The 16,817-nt window shown below is 73.4% G+C and carries 20 protein-coding genes; 8 read left to right on the top strand and 12 right to left on the bottom strand.

The window, feature by feature from the left end:
• Positions 1–65: 65 nt before the first annotated feature.
• Together ACZ4TR_RS31065 and ACZ4TR_RS31060 are read right to left on the bottom strand one after the other, a co-directional pair.
• On the bottom strand, positions 66–356 hold the full coding sequence (locus ACZ4TR_RS31065) for a hypothetical protein (protein ID WP_465290892.1): 291 nt from the start codon (positions 354–356) through the stop codon (positions 66–68).
• Between the two features lie 9 nt (positions 357–365).
• The gene (locus tag ACZ4TR_RS31060; protein ID WP_364522993.1) at positions 366–782 is read right to left on the bottom strand and encodes a CBS domain-containing protein; all 417 of its coding nucleotides are present in this window, start codon (positions 780–782) and stop codon (positions 366–368) included.
• Between the two features lie 139 nt (positions 783–921).
• Between ACZ4TR_RS31060 and ACZ4TR_RS31055 the strand changes: the two genes are divergently transcribed.
• From ACZ4TR_RS31055 to ACZ4TR_RS31045, 3 genes are all read left to right on the top strand, one after another.
• Positions 922–1,263: a DUF3140 domain-containing protein gene (locus tag ACZ4TR_RS31055; protein WP_465290890.1), complete on the top strand. Its 342-nt coding sequence runs from the start codon at positions 922–924 to the stop codon at positions 1,261–1,263.
• Between the two features lie 56 nt (positions 1,264–1,319).
• Complete coding sequence (locus ACZ4TR_RS31050) at positions 1,320–1,658, top strand: hypothetical protein (protein ID WP_465290889.1); 339 nt, start codon at positions 1,320–1,322, stop codon at positions 1,656–1,658.
• A 76-nt stretch (positions 1,659–1,734) separates the two neighbouring features.
• On the top strand, positions 1,735–2,493 hold the full coding sequence (locus tag ACZ4TR_RS31045; protein WP_465290888.1) for a GAF and ANTAR domain-containing protein: 759 nt from the start codon (positions 1,735–1,737) through the stop codon (positions 2,491–2,493).
• Positions 2,494–2,633: 140 nt separating this feature from the next.
• On the opposite strand, the gene ACZ4TR_RS31040 is transcribed toward ACZ4TR_RS31045, so the two are convergent.
• Entirely contained in the window at positions 2,634–3,326 is a 693-nt protein-coding gene (locus ACZ4TR_RS31040) for a GAF and ANTAR domain-containing protein (RefSeq protein ID WP_465290887.1), read from the bottom strand.
• 167 nt (positions 3,327–3,493) lie between these two features.
• Here ACZ4TR_RS31040 and ACZ4TR_RS31035 point away from each other — a divergent pair, with 167 nt between their 5' ends.
• Positions 3,494–4,693 carry a zinc-dependent alcohol dehydrogenase gene (locus ACZ4TR_RS31035; RefSeq protein WP_465290885.1) on the top strand — a complete coding sequence of 400 codons (1,200 nt, stop codon included), beginning with the start codon at positions 3,494–3,496 and terminating at the stop codon, positions 4,691–4,693.
• Positions 4,683–4,952 (top strand): DUF6480 family protein, encoded by a 270-nt coding sequence (locus ACZ4TR_RS31030; protein ID WP_465290884.1) that lies wholly within the window; start codon positions 4,683–4,685, stop codon positions 4,950–4,952. The genes ACZ4TR_RS31035 and ACZ4TR_RS31030 overlap by 11 nt, the downstream gene beginning before the upstream one ends.
• A 32-nt stretch (positions 4,953–4,984) precedes the next feature.
• On the opposite strand, the gene ACZ4TR_RS31025 is transcribed toward ACZ4TR_RS31030, so the two are convergent.
• From ACZ4TR_RS31025 to ACZ4TR_RS31005, 5 genes are all read right to left on the bottom strand, one after another.
• Positions 4,985–7,078: a xanthine dehydrogenase family protein molybdopterin-binding subunit gene (locus ACZ4TR_RS31025; RefSeq protein WP_465290883.1), complete on the bottom strand. Its 2,094-nt coding sequence runs from the start codon at positions 7,076–7,078 to the stop codon at positions 4,985–4,987.
• Positions 7,075–8,103 carry an FAD binding domain-containing protein gene (locus ACZ4TR_RS31020; protein WP_465290881.1) on the bottom strand — a complete coding sequence of 343 codons (1,029 nt, stop codon included), beginning with the start codon at positions 8,101–8,103 and terminating at the stop codon, positions 7,075–7,077. Before ACZ4TR_RS31020 ends, ACZ4TR_RS31025 begins: the two co-directional genes overlap by 4 nt.
• Positions 8,100–8,633, bottom strand: coding sequence for a (2Fe-2S)-binding protein (locus ACZ4TR_RS31015; protein ID WP_465290879.1), 534 nt, complete (start codon positions 8,631–8,633; stop codon positions 8,100–8,102). Before ACZ4TR_RS31015 ends, ACZ4TR_RS31020 begins: the two co-directional genes overlap by 4 nt.
• A gap of 310 nt (positions 8,634–8,943) precedes the next feature.
• Positions 8,944–9,699: a PIG-L deacetylase family protein gene (locus ACZ4TR_RS31010; protein ID WP_465290877.1), complete on the bottom strand. Its 756-nt coding sequence runs from the start codon at positions 9,697–9,699 to the stop codon at positions 8,944–8,946.
• Positions 9,700–9,727: 28 nt separating this feature from the next.
• Positions 9,728–10,294, bottom strand: a complete 567-nt coding sequence (locus ACZ4TR_RS31005) for a CGNR zinc finger domain-containing protein (RefSeq protein WP_465290875.1) — start codon at positions 10,292–10,294, stop codon at positions 9,728–9,730.
• A gap of 89 nt (positions 10,295–10,383) precedes the next feature.
• Here ACZ4TR_RS31005 and ACZ4TR_RS31000 point away from each other — a divergent pair, with 89 nt between their 5' ends.
• Positions 10,384–11,556, top strand: coding sequence for an epoxide hydrolase family protein (locus tag ACZ4TR_RS31000; RefSeq protein ID WP_465290873.1), 1,173 nt, complete (start codon positions 10,384–10,386; stop codon positions 11,554–11,556).
• A 28-nt stretch (positions 11,557–11,584) separates the two neighbouring features.
• Here the strand turns inward: ACZ4TR_RS31000 and ACZ4TR_RS30995 are convergent, their stop codons facing one another.
• Positions 11,585–12,028 (bottom strand): MarR family winged helix-turn-helix transcriptional regulator, encoded by a 444-nt coding sequence (locus ACZ4TR_RS30995; protein ID WP_465290871.1) that lies wholly within the window; start codon positions 12,026–12,028, stop codon positions 11,585–11,587.
• 89 nt (positions 12,029–12,117) lie between these two features.
• On the opposite strand from ACZ4TR_RS30995, the gene ACZ4TR_RS30990 reads away from it, so the two are divergent.
• Positions 12,118–13,335: an amidohydrolase family protein gene (locus ACZ4TR_RS30990; protein WP_465290869.1), complete on the top strand. Its 1,218-nt coding sequence runs from the start codon at positions 12,118–12,120 to the stop codon at positions 13,333–13,335.
• Positions 13,336–13,914: 579 nt separating this feature from the next.
• Here ACZ4TR_RS30990 and ACZ4TR_RS30985 read toward each other — a convergent pair.
• From ACZ4TR_RS30985 to ACZ4TR_RS30975, 3 genes are all read right to left on the bottom strand, one after another.
• Positions 13,915–14,673: a hypothetical protein gene (locus tag ACZ4TR_RS30985; protein ID WP_465290867.1), complete on the bottom strand. Its 759-nt coding sequence runs from the start codon at positions 14,671–14,673 to the stop codon at positions 13,915–13,917.
• A 34-nt stretch (positions 14,674–14,707) separates the two neighbouring features.
• Entirely contained in the window at positions 14,708–15,250 is a 543-nt protein-coding gene (locus tag ACZ4TR_RS30980) for an RNA polymerase sigma factor (protein ID WP_364522934.1), read from the bottom strand.
• Between the two features lie 143 nt (positions 15,251–15,393).
• Entirely contained in the window at positions 15,394–15,849 is a 456-nt protein-coding gene (locus ACZ4TR_RS30975) for a MarR family winged helix-turn-helix transcriptional regulator (protein ID WP_364522932.1), read from the bottom strand.
• A gap of 95 nt (positions 15,850–15,944) precedes the next feature.
• On the opposite strand from ACZ4TR_RS30975, the gene ACZ4TR_RS30970 reads away from it, so the two are divergent.
• Positions 15,945–16,817, top strand: coding sequence for an alpha/beta fold hydrolase (locus ACZ4TR_RS30970; RefSeq protein WP_465290865.1), 873 nt, complete (start codon positions 15,945–15,947; stop codon positions 16,815–16,817).

Genomic DNA, 16,817 nt, shown 5'->3' with positions numbered 1-16,817 from the left:
CCCACCTTCCCGTCTGTGCTCGGGCGACGGAGGGCCTCCGCCCGGAGGCCCTCCACGTCACTACTTCACTCCACGCCGAACGCGGGCTGTTCTCCGCCGCCCGGCGCCAGAACCAGCGTCCGGCCGTCCACGACGTCGGCCGTCGCCTGGTCGGCGAACACCCGGGCGCCGGTGTCGTCGTCCACGAAGATCGTGTCGGTGTCGGCCGGGGTCGCCGACACCGACGCCGTCACACCGGGCTGCTGCGGGGTCGCGCCGGCGAGCGCGTGGATCCGCAACCCGCCTTCCGGGGCGGCGCCGGCCTGCCGGACCATCGTGACGATGGTGCCGGCCGCGTCGGGGTCCATCTTCAGCATCGTGCTCGCCTAGCCGAACGAGAGCGCTTCGACGAGTTCGCCGGCCTGCGGGTTCGGCAACGCCCTCGCGACGTCGGCCTGCGCCACCACCCCGACGAGCTCGTGGCCGTCGATCACCGGCAGCCGGCGGACCTGGTGCTCGGTCATCGTCCGCAGGATCTCCTGGGCGTCGTCGTCCGCGCCGATCGTCACGGCTTCGCCCTGGGCCAGCTCGCCGACGTGCACCGCACGGGGGTCCTTGCCCTCGGCGAGCACCTTCACCACGATGTCGCGGTCGGTCAGCATGCCCTTGAGCCGGTTGTCCTCACCGCAGATCGGCAGGGCACCGACACCTTCCCTGGCCAGGATCTGCGCCGCGTCGTGCACCGTGTCGGACTCGCGGGCGCAGGTGGCACCCGACGTCATGATGTCCCGGGCGGTCGTCATGGTTCTTCTCCTTTCCGGAGGGTCTTTTCGTCCGGCTACCCGGTGTGCGCGGGCCTACACCTCCCGGCCGCGCGGCCCCTCGTTTTCCCGGCGCCCGGCCGGGTACCCGCGCCGGACGAACGTTCCGGAGGTGATCGGCATGGCCGCGCAGGCAGCGGTGGACGACGAACTGTGGGATGAGTTCCACCGGGTGGTCAACATGACTTCCCGCGAACTCGCGGACTGGCTCCGCACCCGTGACTCGGGCCCCGAGGCGGAAGCACTGCCCGACCAGGCGGGCACACCGACCGGGCACGACGTCCTGAGCATCCTCCGGAAACGGAGGTCCGATGTGGACACCCACGACGCCGAGGTGATGCGCACGGTCGTCGACCGCGTCCTCGCCCAGCGCCGCGACGACCTCGAACCCACGGGGGGCGAGGACCACTGGCGGCGGCGCCTCATGTCGCTGGGCCACGACCCGCTGAAGCCGCCCGCGTAGCGGCGCCGCCGCCGCCACGACGTGTGCCCGGCCCGGCGAGCGGGTAACCGCCGACGATGGAGAACCTCGACGACACCACCGTGGCCGCGCTGGACGAGTTCGTCCTGGCCCGGCTCACCGAAGACGAAAACCGCGTGCGCGAAGGAAAGCTGCCGCTGCTCGACGAAGCGGAACGGCGTGGACGGCTTCGGATCATGCGCGCCCGCGAAGGCGACGGGCTGCTGCTGGCCGCCGGACCGGTCGAAGCGATGGAGGAGCGCGTGCCGGTGCCGTTCCCGGAGAAGGCGGAGTTCCTCAGGCGCGAAATCCGGGACGGGCACGACGACGCGTCGGTGCGGCTGATCGCCTCGGTCTACGAGGCCCACCCGGACTGGCACGACGAGTGGCGTGCGTAGGCCCTCTGGCGCCGCACCGGCGAACGTGCCAGGTTGGTGATACGGACGTTCGCCGGCGAAGGGCGCTGAACCAGACGTGACGATCGACCACGTTCACGACGTGTCGGCGGCCTTGCTGGAGCTGACGGAGTCGCTGCGAGCCGACCAGCCGCGCGACGAAACGCTGGCGCGGATGGCGGCCCGGGCGGTGACGCTCGTGCCCGGCGCCGACGCCGCGAGCGTCACGCTGGTCGAGAACGGGGTGCCGGCCACCGTCGCGGCGACCGAGCAGAGCGTGCTCCCCCTCGACACGGCGCAGTACTCCGCCGGCGACGGGCCCTGTCTCCAGGCGGCCCGCACCGAGACCGTCGTGCGCGCCGACTTCGAGGACGCGCGCACGCGGTGGCCGGTGTTCGCCGACGCGGCGGCCGGAGCCGGGGTCCGGACGATGTTGTCCTGCCCCCTCTTCGTCCGCGCCGACGACGCCGGCCGGGACCCGGCCTGCCACCACCACCTGTCGGGTGCGCTGAACGTGTGGAGCCGGAGCCCGGGCCGCTTCGACCCGGTCCACGCCGCGTTGCTCGCCGTGTTCACCACCGCGATGTCCGGGGTGATCCTGACCGCGGCGCGCTGGGCCGGCGCCCCGGGGGGGGGGGGGGAAGCCCGGAGCCTGATCACCGCGATGAAGTCGCGGGACGTGATATCGACGGCCAAGGGGATCGTCATGGCTCGCCGCCACCTCACCGTCGACGAGGCGTTCGCCTGGCTCGTCGCGGTGTCCCAGCGGACCAACCGCAAGGTCCGCGACCTCGCCGCCGTCATCGTGGCCGATCCCGGCGTCGTCGAGCCGCGGTAGCGCGCGAGCCTGGTTTCTCCGCTGCGGACCCCGCTCAGGCCCCGGCGACGCCGGGCCCGGATCCAGCAGCCGATCGGTACCGCCCACGCGAGCTCCGGCCCTGCCGACCGCGTGGTCACTCTCCTCGGTCCAGCCGCCCGTCACTCGGGCGACGTGTCGAAGCGCAGCCGGCGTGTCACGACGGCCCGGGCGACCTCGGTCACCGGGACGCGGTGGCTGAACGCGTGCGCCCGCAGCCGCAGCAGCGCGTCTTCGAGGCTCACCCGCAGCTCGGTGGCCAGCATGCCGGTGGCGACGTTGACGTCGTCGTAGAAACCGGCCGACTCCGTTCCCGCGGCCGTCGCTCCGGCGCGGTCGACCAGCAGCGCGGCCGTGGCCAGCTCCGCCAGCACCAGCGCGTCGGCGAGTTCCGCTCCTGTCAGATCACCGGCCCGCCGCCGGTAGAGAGCCAGCGTGCCCAGCCGGATCGCACCGGCCCGCAGCGGAAAGGCGAAGAGCGCCGCGGCCCCGGCGGGCACCACGCTGTCGGACAACCCCGGCCACCGGTCCCGCTGCTCGCTCAGATCACCCACGAGGACCGGGCTGCCGGCTTCGAACGCCTCGACGCCGGGCCCCTCGCCGACGGTGTACTGCAGTTCCTCGAGCCCCGCCGCCCACTTGCCGCTCGCCGCGGCGAGGTCCTGCGTCCGCGGTCCCGCCCGCACGGTGATCGCCGCACCGTCGACCCCGACCTCGGCCACCACGACGGCGCACACCACCCCGGCCCAGCCGGCCCCCTCGTGTGCCCGCTCACTCACCAGCCGCGAGAGCCGCTCACGGCGTGGACCGTCCACCGCTCGCCACCTCCGCGTCCGGCGTCCACCCGGCGGAGCGTCACCTCCGCCGGGCCCCATCATCGCGCACGTGCCGGCGAGGTGCCGCGCTGCCGGGAGTCCCGGACGTTTCGGGGGCGGCCGACGGGGCAACCGGGGCGGGACAACCGAGCCGAGGAGGCGAACCCGTGAAGGCAGTGGTGTGGCACGGCGTCGGGGACATCCGTGCCGAGGAGGTGCCCGACCCGAAGATCCTCGAGCCGAGTGACGCCGTCATCCGGATCACCCGCAGCGCGATCTGCGGGACGGACCTGCACCTCGTCCGCGGGACGATGCCGGGGATGGTGCCCGGGACCGTGCTGGGTCACGAGGCCGTCGGCGTCGTCGAAGAGGTCGGGCCCGCCGTGCGGGGGTTCACCCCGGGCGACCGGGTCGTCGTGTGCTCGACGATCGGCTGCGGCACCTGCTCGTACTGCCGCGCGGGCTACTACGCCCAGTGCGACACGGCCAACCCGAACGGCCCCGCCGCCGGCACCAGTTTCTTCGGCGGGCCCGAGACCACCGGCCCGGTCGACGGCCTGCAGGCCGAGTACGCGCGGGTCCCCTTCGCGATGACCACGCTCGTCCGGATCCCGGACGCCGTCAGCGACGACCAGGCGATCCTCGTGTCGGACATCTTCCCCACGGCCTGGTTCGGCGCCCGGCTGGCCGAGGTCGGCCGGGGCGACAGCGTCCTGGTGCTCGGCGCCGGCGCCGTCGGCCAGCTGGCCATCGCGTCCGCGAAACACCAGGGCGCGGGCCGCGTCTTCGCCGTCGACGGCATCGCCTCCCGCCTCGACCTCGCCCGCGGGCAGAACGCCGAGACCGTCGACTTCAACGCCGAGGACCCGGTGGCCGTGGTCCGGGAGCTGACCGGGGGCATCGGAGTGGACCGCGTGATCGACGCCGTCGGCGTGGACGCGCAGCGCCCGGCGCGCGGACCGGCGGCCGGCCAGGGCGAGGACCTCGAAGCCGAGCGTGAACTCGCCGCGCCCGACGCGGCGCCGGACGGCGACCAGTGGGTGCCGGGCAACGCCCCGAGCCTGGCGGCGCGCTGGGCCGTCGACGTCGTCGCGAAAGCCGGCACGATCGGCGTCATCGGGGTCTACCCGCCGGGGTTCGACCGGTTCCCGCTCGGCACGGCGATGAACAAGAACCTCACGATCCACTCGGGCAACTGCAACCACCGCCGGTACGTGCCTCGGCTGCTGCAGCTCGTCGCGTCCGGCGCGGTCGACCCGACGGCCTTCATCACCCAGCACGAAGAGCCGGCGAAGGCGATCGACGCGTACCGGACGTTCGACCGGCGCGAGTCCGGCTGGCTGAAGACGGTGCTCGATGTCGCCTGACCGGAACCGCCGCGAGGACGAACCCGGGACGGCCACGCCCCCGGACCCGGAACCTGCCGTCACGCCCGACCTGGAGCCCGGCGGCGGCGTCCCGCCCGGCAGCACGCCGCCGGACTCCGCGCAGACGTCGGGGTTGTCGCACCCGCAGCCGATGCCGTCGAAGGCCATGCCGGTCGCCTGGCTCGTGGTGATCGGCGTGCTGACCTTGATGGCCGCGGCGTTCGTCGTGTCCTTGGCGATCGGGTGGCTGCGGATGTGACCGCCCGGCCCTGCCGGACCGGGCGGTGATCGTCAGTCCGGCAAGGCCGCCAGCACCTTGTCCAGGGTGATCGGCAGGTCCCGCACCCGCACCCCCGTCGCGTGGAACACCGCGTTGGCCACCGCCGCCGCCGTGCCGACGATCCCGATCTCGCCGATTCCCTTGCTGCCCATGGGGTTGAGGTGCGGGTCGTGCTCGTCGAGCCAGTCCGCCCGCAGGTCGCCGACGTCCGCGTTGGCCGCGATGTGGTACTCCGCCAGGTCGTGGTTGACGACGTGCCCGAAGCGCGGGTCGAGCACGCTGTTCTCGTGCAGTGCCATGGACAGGCCCATGGTCATGCCGCCGAGGAGCTGCGACCGCGCGGTGAGCGGGTTGACGATCCGCCCCGCCGCGAACGTGCCGTGCAGGCGCGGCACCCGGATCTCCCCCGTGTCGGCGTTGACGCGCACCTCGGCGAACTGCGCGCCGAAGGCGTACATCGCGTACCGCTCCTCGTCCGGGTTCTCCGGCGTGCCGGCCTCGGCTTCGGCGCCGTCTTCCGGGTCCGTGCCGTACTTGTCGCGGAACGCCCGTGCGGCCGCGACCACGGCCGAGCCCCAGGACGCCGTCCCGGTCGAGCCGCCGGCGACCGTGGCGGTGGGGTGGGCGGTGTCGCCGATCCGGGCCTCGACCCGCTCGACGGGCACCCCGAGGGCGTCGGCCGCGATCTGCGGCAGCACCGTCCACGTGCCCGTGCCGATGTCGGCGGCCCCGATTTCGGCGAGGTACCGGCCGTCCTCGAACCGCACGACCGCCGTCGAGCCCGGCGATCGCCTGGCCGGGTACACCGAAGCGGCGACACCGGTGCCGACCAGCCAATCTCCGTCGCGCCGGACGCCCGGTCGCGGATCCCGCTCCGCCCAGCCGAAGTTCTCCGCGCCGGTGCGCAGGCAGGAGACGAGGTTGCGGCTGGAAAACGGGTTCCCGGTGTCGGGGTCGCGCTCGGGTTCGTTGCGCACACGCAGGTCGATCGGGTCGATACCGAGGGCGACGGCGAGCTCGTCCATCGCGACTTCGGGACCGAACATGCCCGGGCACTCCCCCGGCGCCCGCATCCACGACGGCACGGGCACGTCGAGCGCGGCGAGCCGGTGCGTCGTGGCGCGGTTCGGGGCGGCGTACATCATCCGCGCGGGCAGCGCCGTCTGCTCGGCGAACTCCTTGATCCGCGACGTCTGCTCGACGACGTCCAGCCCGAGGGCCCGCAGCCGTCCGTCCCGGCCGGCGCCGAGCCGCATCCGCTGGATCGTGGGCGTCCGGTAGCCGGCCAGGCCGAACATCTGCTGCCGGGTCAGGGCGAGCCGCACCGGACGGCCCGGCACCGCCCGGGCGGCCAGCGCCGCGAGGACGACGTTCGCGTGCGCGGTGCCCTTCGAGCCGAACCCGCCGCCGACGTACGGGCCGATCACGCGGACGCGGTCCTCCGGCAGGCCGAACACCTTCGCGACGGTCTGCCGCACCGGGTGCACCCCCTGCGTGGAGTCCCACAGGGTCAGCGTCCCGTTCTCCCACAGCGCCGTCGTCGTGTGCGGTTCGAGCGGGTTGTTGTGGTACATCGCCGTGGTGTAGGTCTGCTCGACCGTGACGTCGGAGCCGCGGAAGGCGGCGTCCACGTCGCCTTCCGCGGTGTCGGTGGGGAACGACGGGTTGACCTTGTCCGGCTTGTACAAGTCGTCGCGGTCGGCGGACAGCGTCAGGTCGGCGGGCTCTTCTTCGTAGTCGACCTCGACGAGCTCCGCGGCGTGCCGTGCGGTTTCGGACGTCTCCGCGACCACGAGCCCGATCACCCGGCCGCGGAACGGGATCTCGCGGTCCTGCAGCACGGCGAGTTCGGCGTCTTCGGTGTCGGCGAGCCGCTCGGCGGTGAACGGCGTCAGCACGCGCACGACGCCGTCGAGGGATTCCGCCGCGACGGTGCCGACCCGGCTGCAGCGGCCCCGCGCGATGGTGGCCTGGACGGGGTGGCAGTGCAGCGGCTCGTCGACCGGCACCTCGAAGGCGTACGGCGCCGTGCCGGTGACCTTCGCGGGTCCGTCGCGGCGGGTGTGCGACCGGCCGATCGCGGCCGGCTCCAGGGGTTCGGTCATCGGCCCGGCTCCTCGGCGGTCGGATCGGCGGTCGGCTCGTCGGTCAGGTCACGCAGCACCGCGGCGAGCGTGCGCCGGACGAGCGGGATCTTGAAAGCGTTTCCCCCGTCGACACCGTCGAGCGCGCGGGCGTCGGCGAGTTCCGCGTCGGCCGCCGCCCGGAACACCTCCGCGGACGGCCGCGCACCGCGCAGCACGTCTTCGGCGCGGTGGGCGCGCCACGGCTTGTGCGCGACCCCGCCCAGCGCCACCCGCACCTCGTCGAGCACACCGTCCACAAGAGACACCCCGGCGGCGACCGAGACGAGGGCGAAGGCATAGGACGCGCGGTCACGCACCTTGCGGTAGCGCGAGCGGCGCGCCCAGGGCGCGGCGGGCACCGTGATCTGCGTGATCAGGTCGCCGTGGCCGAGCACGGTGTCGCGGTCCGGCCGGTCTCCCGGCAGGCGGTGCAGGTCGGCGAACGGCACGACGCGTTCCCCCTCGGGCCCGAGCACGTGCACGCGGGCGTCCAGCGCCAGCAGGGCCACCGCCATGTCCGACGGGTGGGTGGCGACGCAGTGCTCGGACGCGCCGAGGATCGCGTGGTGGCGGGTGTAGCCGCCCCGAGCCGAGCAGCCGGAGCCCGGCGACCGCTTGTTGCACGGCGTCGTGACGTCCTGGAAGTACACGCATCGCGTGCGCTGCAACGGGTTCCCGCCCGTGGTCGCCATGTTCCGCAGCTGCGCCGACGCACCCGACAGCAAGGCCTCGGCCAGCACCGGAAACCGCTCCCGGACCCGGGAGTCGGCCGCGAGGTCGCTGTTGCGGACGCCCGCGCCGATCGCCAGCCCGCCGTCGTGGTCGCGGATCTCCGCGGAGGTGAGCGTCTTGACGTCGACGAGCCGGTCCGGCGCCGCGACGCCCAGCTTGAGGTGGTCGACCAGGTTGGTCCCGCCGGCCAGGTACACCGCGGCGGGATCGGCCGCGACCGCCCGGACCGCGTCGGCCGCGGTCTCCGGCCGGTCGAGGGTGAAGGGCTTCATCGCGCCTCTCCCGCCTGCCGGATCGCGGCGACGATGCCGACGTAGGCTCCGCAACGGCAGAGGTTGCCGCTCATCCGTTCGGCGATCTCCTCGTCGGTCCACTGTGGAGTGTCCGAGACGGACGCGGTGACGTGGCTGGGTGCCCCGGCGTCGAACTCGGCCAGCAGGCCGGCCGCGGAGCAGATCTGGCCGGGGGTGCAGTAGCCGCACTGGAAGCCGTCGTGCTCCAGGAACGCCTGCTGCAGCGGGTGCAGGTGGTCACCCTCGGCGAGCCCGGCCGCGGTGGTGACCTCGGCGCCGTCGCAGGTCAGGGCCAGCACCAGGCAGGCGAGCACGCGGCGGCCGTCGAGCAGGACCGTGCAGGCGCCGCACTGGCCGTGGTCGCAGCCCTTCTTCGGGCTGGTCACGCCGAGCTGTTCGCGCAGCAGGTCGAGCAGGGTGCGTCGCGGATCGACGGCCGGCCGGTACGCCGTGCCGTCGACCCGCAGCTCGATCGTGCGGGAACCGCCCGCGGTCTCGCTGGTCGCCATGGCCGCTCCTCGTCCGGGAGCACCCCGGTTACCCGGCGACCCCGGCGGAAAACACGCCGCACGCCGCTGGGCCGGCCGGGCGGGCGGCCCCGCCGAGGTCCGCCCCGCGCGGCAGGATCAGCTCGGCCAGTGGGCCGCAGCTCAGGACGAAAGTCCGGAGGCGCCTGCAGGTCGTACGCACGAAAAGCACGGCGTGCCCGACCCCCGAGGCTTCGCCGCTCCTCGTCCGGGAGCACCCCGGTTACCCGGCGACCCCGGCGGAAAACACCGTCCAGCTCGAGGGGACCGCACGCTCCGTCGAACTGACGGCTCAGGAGGAAAAGTCCGGCGGTGCCTGCAGGTCGTACGCACGGAACAGCACAGCGTGCTCGACCCCCATGGCTTCCCCGCTCATCGCGGCGAACTGCGGGATGAAGTCCGCGGGCGCGGGGTGGTCCGGCAGCGCGGCCAGGTACGCGGCGTGCGCCTCGAGGGAGGCGACGCCGCGGCGCAGCGGCTCGCCCGTGACCTCGACGCCGTGCGTCGCGCCGGAGCCGGCCGGCCCCGGGATGATGAACCAGCGCACGGAATGCGGTTCGAGGTGCTCGTCGCCGACCTGCTCCGGGAAGACCCACCGGTTGCCCGCGTCGCGGACCGCGTCGAGTGTCGCGAGCCCGGCCGCCCGGTGGTCGGCCTGGTCGAAGCCGTAGGGCGTCTCGATGTCGTACGCGGTGCCGAGGACGACGTCGGGCTTGAACCGGCGGATCTCCCGGCAGATGTCCCGGCGCAGGTCGAGGCCGTAGACGAGGACGCCGTCGGGGTGTTCGAGGACGGTCAGGTGCTCGACGCCGACGGCGGCGCAGGCGGCCCGCTGCTCGGCGACGCGCAGGCGCGCCGTCTCCTCGGGCGGGTTCGGCATGCCGGCCTCGCCGCGGGTCAGCAGGAGGTAACCGACCTCGATGCCGCGCGCGGTCCAGCGGGCGACGGCCGCGGACGGGCCGTACTCCATGTCGTCGGGGTGCGCGACGACGCAGAGCACCCGCTGGAAGGACTCGTCGGGAAGGGCAGGCAACGTCATGCCGGCCATCCTCCACGGCCGGACGCCGCCGTGCCGCTCAGGCGGGGTTCTTGCGGTGGTTGGCGTTGAAGCGAGCCTTCTTCTGACGGTTGCCGCACGTGTTCATGTCGCACCACTTGCGGGTGCGGCTTTGGCTGGTGTCGAAGAAGGCGGCCCGGCACGTCGGTGAGGCGCACAAGGCCAGTTTCCCGTCTCGTTCGCCCGCGATGATGCTGATCGCGTCGGCGGCGATCACGCCGAAGGCGTCCTCCACGGGGGAAGCCGAGCCGAGCTGCCACCGCCGCTCGCCCTCGGGCGTCAGGACGGCTGCGGCCCCACCCTGGGCGCTGCGGGCGTTGATGACCCGGACAGCGGACGCGGGGAGAGCCTCCTGGCTCGCGGCCGCCGTCGCGGCGGCGTGGATCGATTCCCGCAGTTCCCGGGCGAGTTCGAGCTGGGCGGGGGTGCAGGCGTCCACGGCGAGGCCGTTCACCGCCAGCCAGTCGGCCAGCCGGCCCGGCGTGGGAATGCGTTCCACCGCGTCGCCGTGACGCTCCGACAAAGTCCCCGTGAAGCTGGTCGCCAGCACGGTACCTAGGCGGAATTCGGGGAACTCGACACGCATGGAACCACCTTAGCAGGTTGCTGTCCGGCCGGAAGAAATGTTAGAACCGTCTAAGCCGGTTCCCAGCTCCGCGACAACGAGGAGGTCCCATGCCCCGTCCGACCAGCGACGTTCAAGCATTCGAAGCCCACGCAACCGACGCCGACCTCGACGACCTGCGCGCGCGGCTGGCCGCGGCACGGCTGCCGGAGGCCGAGACGGTCGATCGCGCCGTGTCCGGCCGCCGCCGATGGGGACAGGGCGTTCCGCTCGCCGACCTCGCCGAGCTCGTGCACTACTGGCGAACCGGGTACGACTGGCGGTCGTTCGAAGAGCGCCTCGACCGGATCGGCCAGTTCCGCACGGCCATCGACGGCCTGGGCATCCACTTCCTGCACCGCCGATCCGCGCGCGCGGACGCCACGCCGCTGATCCTGACCCACGGCTGGCCGGGCAGCATCGCCGAGTTCGTCGACGTGGTGGACGAGCTGGCGGATCCGGACGACGCGGACGCGCCGGCGTTCCACGTCGTGGTTCCCTCGCTGCCCGGCTTCGGCTACAGCGACAAGCCGGCGACCACCGGCTGGGGAACCGAAAAGATCGCGGCCGCCTGGGTGGAGCTGATGGGAAGGCTCGGCTACCGCGAGTTCGCCGCCCACGGCGGCGACTGGGGAGGCAACATCACGACGGTCCTCGGCGGCCGGTTCCCGGCGCACGTCCTCGGCGTCCACACGACGTTCGCGGAGGGACCGCCCGGGCTGACGACGGACGGGCTGACCGCGGCCGAGCGCCGGTGGACCGAGGAAACCCGCCATTTCTGGCGCCACCGCGCGGCGTACGCGAAGCAGCAGGCGACCCGGCCGCAGACCATCGGGTACTCGCTCGTCGACTCGCCGGTCGGGCTGCTCGCCTGGATCCTGGACAAGTTCGCCGAGTGGTCCGACACCGAAGACAGCCCGTTCGAGACGATTTCCCGCGACCGCGTCCTCGACGACGTCACCCTGTACTGGCTGACGCGAACCGGCGCGTCGGCGGCCCGCATCTACTGCGAGAGCCACAACTCCCTCGACCCCGGACTCCGGGTCGACGTCCCGGCCGCGCTCACCGTGTACCCCCGCGACATCGAGAAGTGCCCACGCCCCTGGGCACAGCAGCGGTACCGGCGCATCGTCCGCTGGCGGGCGCCCGAAGCCGGCGGGCACTTCCCGTCGCTGGAGGTTCCCGGGTACTTCGTCCGGGATCTGCGAGAGGGCCTCGCGGCCGTGCTGGCCGCCCACCGATGACCGCGGCCGATCTCGTCCGCGGCGGTCTTCAGCGGTCTTTCGGCGCCCGCCGGCGGGACCACGCACCGGCATCGGTCGTGTAGCGCACGAGCAACCGCGCGAACTGCGCACGGTCCTCCGGCGCCCAGCCGGCCGTGATGTCTTCGAACGCCGCGCGCTGCTCGGCGGCGAACCGGGTTCGCTCGGCCTCGCCGCGTTCGGTCAGCTCGAGCACCGTCCGGCGGCCGTCCGCCTGGGACGCCGCCCGCCGCAGCAGGCCGTCGGCGATGCAGGCCGCGACCGTCCGGCTGGCCACCGGCTGCGCGACGCCCATCTCGGCGGCGAGCCCGCCGACGGTCATTTCGCCCGGGGCGTCGGCTACCACGTTCAGCACCAGGTTGCGGGACAGGTCGCGGCCCGTGGCCGGGGTGCGCCGGCGCAGCCGGGACAGCGCCGGCCCGATCTGGTCCAGCAGAAGGTCGTCACCGCTCACCTGGTGGATCGTAGTACCCGGCGCATTTGCATACCAGTGCTAATATGCATAGCATTGGGTATGTAACTACGAGTGAGAGTGAGGCCGCCATGGCCACCACCGCCATCACCGGCGCCCGGGTGTTCGACGGGGAGAAGCCGCTGGGAGTGCGGACCGTCGTCGTCGACGGCCGCACGATCCGCCAGGTCGGCGGCGAAGTGCCCGCCGGCGCCGAGGTCGTCGACGGCCGGGGCGCGACCCTGCTGCCCGGGCTGATCGACGCGCACGTCCACTCCGGTCCCGGCACGCTGGCGCTGGCCCTGCGGTTCGGCGTCACCACCGAACTGGAGATGCAGGGCATGAACACCCGCGAGAACCGGGCGCACATCACCGAGGACGACACGGTCGCCGACGTCCGGTCCTCCGGCTTCGCCATCACGCCGCCCGGCGGTCACCCCAGCGAGCTCATGCCGGAAGGGTTCCGGCCGGCCGGCGACCTGCCGCCGGTGATGCCGCTGATGCCCTTCTCCACCACGCCGGAGCAAGCCGCCGCGTACGTCCCGCAGCTCCTGGCCCGCGGCTCGGACTACATCAAGTTCATGGTCGACGACGGCAGCGTCGAGGGGCATCCCGGGCTGCCGATGCTCGACCAGGCCACGCTGAACGCGGGGGTCGCCGAGGCCAAGAAGTACGGCGCCCTCACGGTCGCGCACGCCCTGACCCTCGACGCCACCCGGATGGCCGTCGAGGCCGGCGTCGACGGCCTCGTCCACGTGTTCATGGACCGCCCGCACACCGAGGAGATCATCGATCTCATCGCCGGGGCGGGGACGTTCGTCGTGCCGTGCGTCTGCCTCGACGCGTCGATGACGGGCATCACCGGCAGCGCCCTCGCCGACGACCCCCGCGTCGCCCGCCGCCTCGACGCCAACTGGGAAGAAACCCTGCGCTCCAGCTACAACCGGTACCCGCAGGGCAAGCTCGAAGACGTCCTGGAGACCGTCCGCGCGCTGGCCGCCGCGGGCGTGGACGTGCTGGCGGGCACCGACGCCTCCATGGCGGAGACCTTCTTCGGCGGCCTGGCGCACGGCGCCAGCCTGCACCAGGAACTGCAGTACCTCGTCGCGGCCGGCCTGACGCCCGCGCAGGCGCTGCGCGCCGCGACGGCGACCACGGCCCGCCGCTTCGGCCTCGGCGACCGGGGCCGCATCGCCGAAGGACTCCGCGCCGACCTCCTGCTCGTCGACGGCGATCCGACGGCGAACATCGGCGCCACCCTCGACACCCGCGCGGTCTGGCGAAGGGGCACCCGTCTCGAGGAATCGTGATGCGGGCGCACGCAGGACCCACCGGGCCGGCGTCGCCCGCAGGAGCTGTGCGGCCAAAGGCGGTCGTGACGCCGCGACCGAGGACCGGCCTGCCTGCCCGGGAACCACACGGCGCGAGAGAACCGCAAGGGAGCTTCGGCCGCCGCGGTCCAGGTGCAGCGGCGGGCCGGCGCGCCGCCCGGGAGCGGGCCGGCGCCCGCCATCGCCGCGAGCCATTTCCGGACGTAGCGCTTCGCCCGGCGTCCGCTTAACACCGTTGCGGCGACAGGGAAACCTGCCAGGCGGTGACAGACCGCGCCGTCACAGGGGCGGGCGGTCAGCGACAAGTCGACAATCAAGGGGAACCGGAAGCGCTCCATGGCGGGACCCAGTGATCGGCTCTGGGTAAGCAAGCCGGTATCTCGGTGATCCCCGCTTGCCGGGCGTCGGCGATCTCCGCACTGATGCCCGTCGCGCTCAGCCCGTGGCCGGTGGCTGAACGGGCGGCGGCCGCAATTGGGGGTGTGGCCGCCGCCCGTCCGGAAGCGGCGATCCCGGAATGGGGGTGGTGGGATCGCCGCCGGTCTGTGGTGGGACGGCTCAGCGGGTGGGCCGCCCCGTCGGACGGGTTGCCGGCGGGCCCGTCGGGTGCGTATCCGGCGGGCCGGTCGGGTGGTCCTTGCCGTTGTCCGGACGGCCCGCCGAGGGAGGCGCCGCGGGCGAGCCGGTCGCGTGGGACGGCGGCGAGGCTTCTACCAGGACCTCGCAGTAGCCGTCGACCTTGGACTTGTCCCCGGCGGCCGTGACGAGCGCCGTGAACGCGGGGCTCTCCAGCGCCTTGCCGTGCTCGGCCTTGTCGCCGGCACGGTAGGCGTGGCACAGGCCCACCAGCGAGGGCGAAGGCGAAGGCGCCGGCGGGTGAGCAGGCCCGCTCTCGTCGCGCGTCCACGTCGTCGCCGGCGTGGCCGGCGGCACGGCGGCCGAGGGCGCGGGGCGGGACGCGGAGGGGGCCGGCGCCGAGCCGCCGGCCGGGAGCGGCAGCGCTCCGGTGACGGCGGCCGTCGCGACCCCGCCGAGGACGAACACCGCCCCCACGGCGGCCGCGACCTTCGCCGTGAGCAGCTTCGCCCACCTGCTCTTGATCATCGAGGGACTCCGGGGTCGACGGGCGTGGGCGTGCCGGGCCGCCTCGCGGAACGCCGTCACGGCCGCTCGTTCCCCGCCGAGCTCGCCGTCGCGCGGTGGGGCGGCCGCGGCGGCGAGCAAGCCGGTCAACGCGTCCGGGGCGTCGACCCGCGTACCCCGGAGCACCTGCTCCGCGGCGTGCCGATCGATCCGGCGCCCTTGCTGCTTGCCCATCACACCCTCTTCAGCGCCGAGCGGCCCGAAAGTGTCACACCTGCCCGCCGAGGCGGTCGGCGAGCGTGCGAAGTCCCCGGTAGGCGGCGGTGCGCACGGCACCCGGGCGCTTCCCGAGCACGGCCGCGGCGGCCTTGGCGTCCAGGCCGACGACGGCCCGCAGCACCACCGCCTCGGCCTGGTCACGCGGCAGGGTCGCGATCAGCGCCAGCGCCGCGTCGGTCGCCTCCGCTTCGATCGCCGCGCCGGCGGTGTCGTCGGGTGCGGGCCGGTCCGGGAACCACTCGGCCGGCGCGTCGGCGACGGGGCGGCGGCGCTGGTGCCGCAGGTGGTCCAGCGCCCGGTGCCGTCCGATCGTCGCGGTCCAGGCGCGGAACCCGTCGAGATCGCCCCGGAACGACGCCAGGTCCCGGGTGATGTGCAGCCACGCCTCCGACGCGACGTCTTCGGCGTCCTGCCCGACCAGGATCCGCAGGTACCGGCACAGGCCGGGATGTACCGCCCGGTACAGCGCGCGGAAAGCTTCCTCGTCGCCCCGCTGCGCTCTGCCGAGCACAGCCGCCGGATCACCGTCCACCAGCGGCTGCCCACCACGACAAGGGACCGACTCCACTACCACGCGCATCCTTTGCGGTCAGCCCCACCGCGTTCTCGGCGCCATCATGGTGCATCGCCCCGGTTCGCGAAAGCCCGGGCCCGCCCGGTGTGACGCACGCCGGATCAGTCCTGCAGGTCCTCCGCCGTGAACGACCGGCGCCCGGTCAGCCGGGCCAGGTGCCCTTCGAGCGTTTTGAGCTGGTCGTCTCCGATGCGGGCCGCCCAGCGGCTGCGCACGTCGTCGAACAGGGCGCCACCGACGGTCATCAGCTCGTGGCCGCGCGGGGTGACCCGCAAGCGCTTGCGGCGCGCGTCGCTCGGGTCGGGCTCGCGGTCGACGTAGCCGAACCCCTCCAGCACGGCGATGGTCTGCGCGGCGGCCTGCTTGGTGACCGAGAGCCGGCGACCGAGCTCGGAGGCGGTGTCCGCACCCGCGTCCACGGCCCGCAACGCGAACTCGTGCACCGGGCGGACACCGTCGTGGCCGCGCTTCGCGAGCTCCACGTTGACCTCGTCGACCATCGAGTGGAACCCGCCGAGCAGCAGGAGCGCGAGCTCGGCGCCGCTGGACTGCGCCATGCGGCCGATCATACGACGACCCCCGGTATAGACAAGCCACTTGTCCATCCCCTAGGGTTCGACAAGTTACTTGTCTATCCAGCCGGAGGCCCTTCGTGCACCAGCTCGCCGCCACCATCCCCGCCGTCGACCACCACCGCGTCAGCGTCAACGGCACCGAACTGCACTACGTGGCCGCCGGCACCGCCGGATCGCCCGTGCTGCTGGTGCACGGCTTCCCGGAGACCTGGTGGGTCTTCCACCAGCTGATCCCCCTGCTGAGCGAGAACCACCGGGTGTTCGCCGTCGACCTGCGCGGATTCGGCGACTCCGCCGTCGCGGGCCCGGACCACGACAGCGCGACCGCGGCGAACGACCTGGCCGGCCTGATCACCGCCCTGGACGTCGGCCCCGTCCACCTCACCGGCCAGGACATCAGCGGCCCCACGACGTTCCGCGTCGCCGCGACCCACCCGGAACTCGTCCGCAGCTACACCGGGATCGAGACCGCGCTCCCGGGCTTCGGCGCCGAGGCGCTCGCCGACGTCACCCACGGCGGCGCCTGGCACATCGGTGTCCTCGCCGCCCCGGGCATCCCGGAGATGCTCCTCGCCGGACGCGAGCGCGCGTTCGTCGCCGACTACGCGATCCCGTCCCTCGCCGCGAACCCCGAGGCGTTCACCGGCGCCGACATCGACGAACTGGTCCGTTCCTACGCCCGGCCCGGCGCGTTCGCCGGCGCCGCCGGTCTGTACCGGTCCCTGCTCTCGGAGGGCGAAGAACTTCGGCGGCTCGCGGCCGGGAAGCTCGCCATGCCCGTGCTCGCGGTGGCGAGCTTCTCCGACCTGACGCCCATGACGTTGCGCCAGGTCGCCACCGACGTGACCACGGTGCGCCTCGATGAGATCGGCCACTACGTGGCGATGGAAGCCCCCGACCGGCTCGCCGCGGCTCTTCACTCCTTCTACGCGGACATCGACCGCACCTGA

It is taken from the genome of Amycolatopsis sp. NPDC028719, assembly GCF_055565395.1.
Note: the sequence above shows the minus strand (reverse complement) of the source record. Positions and strands in the feature narration are given on the sequence as shown.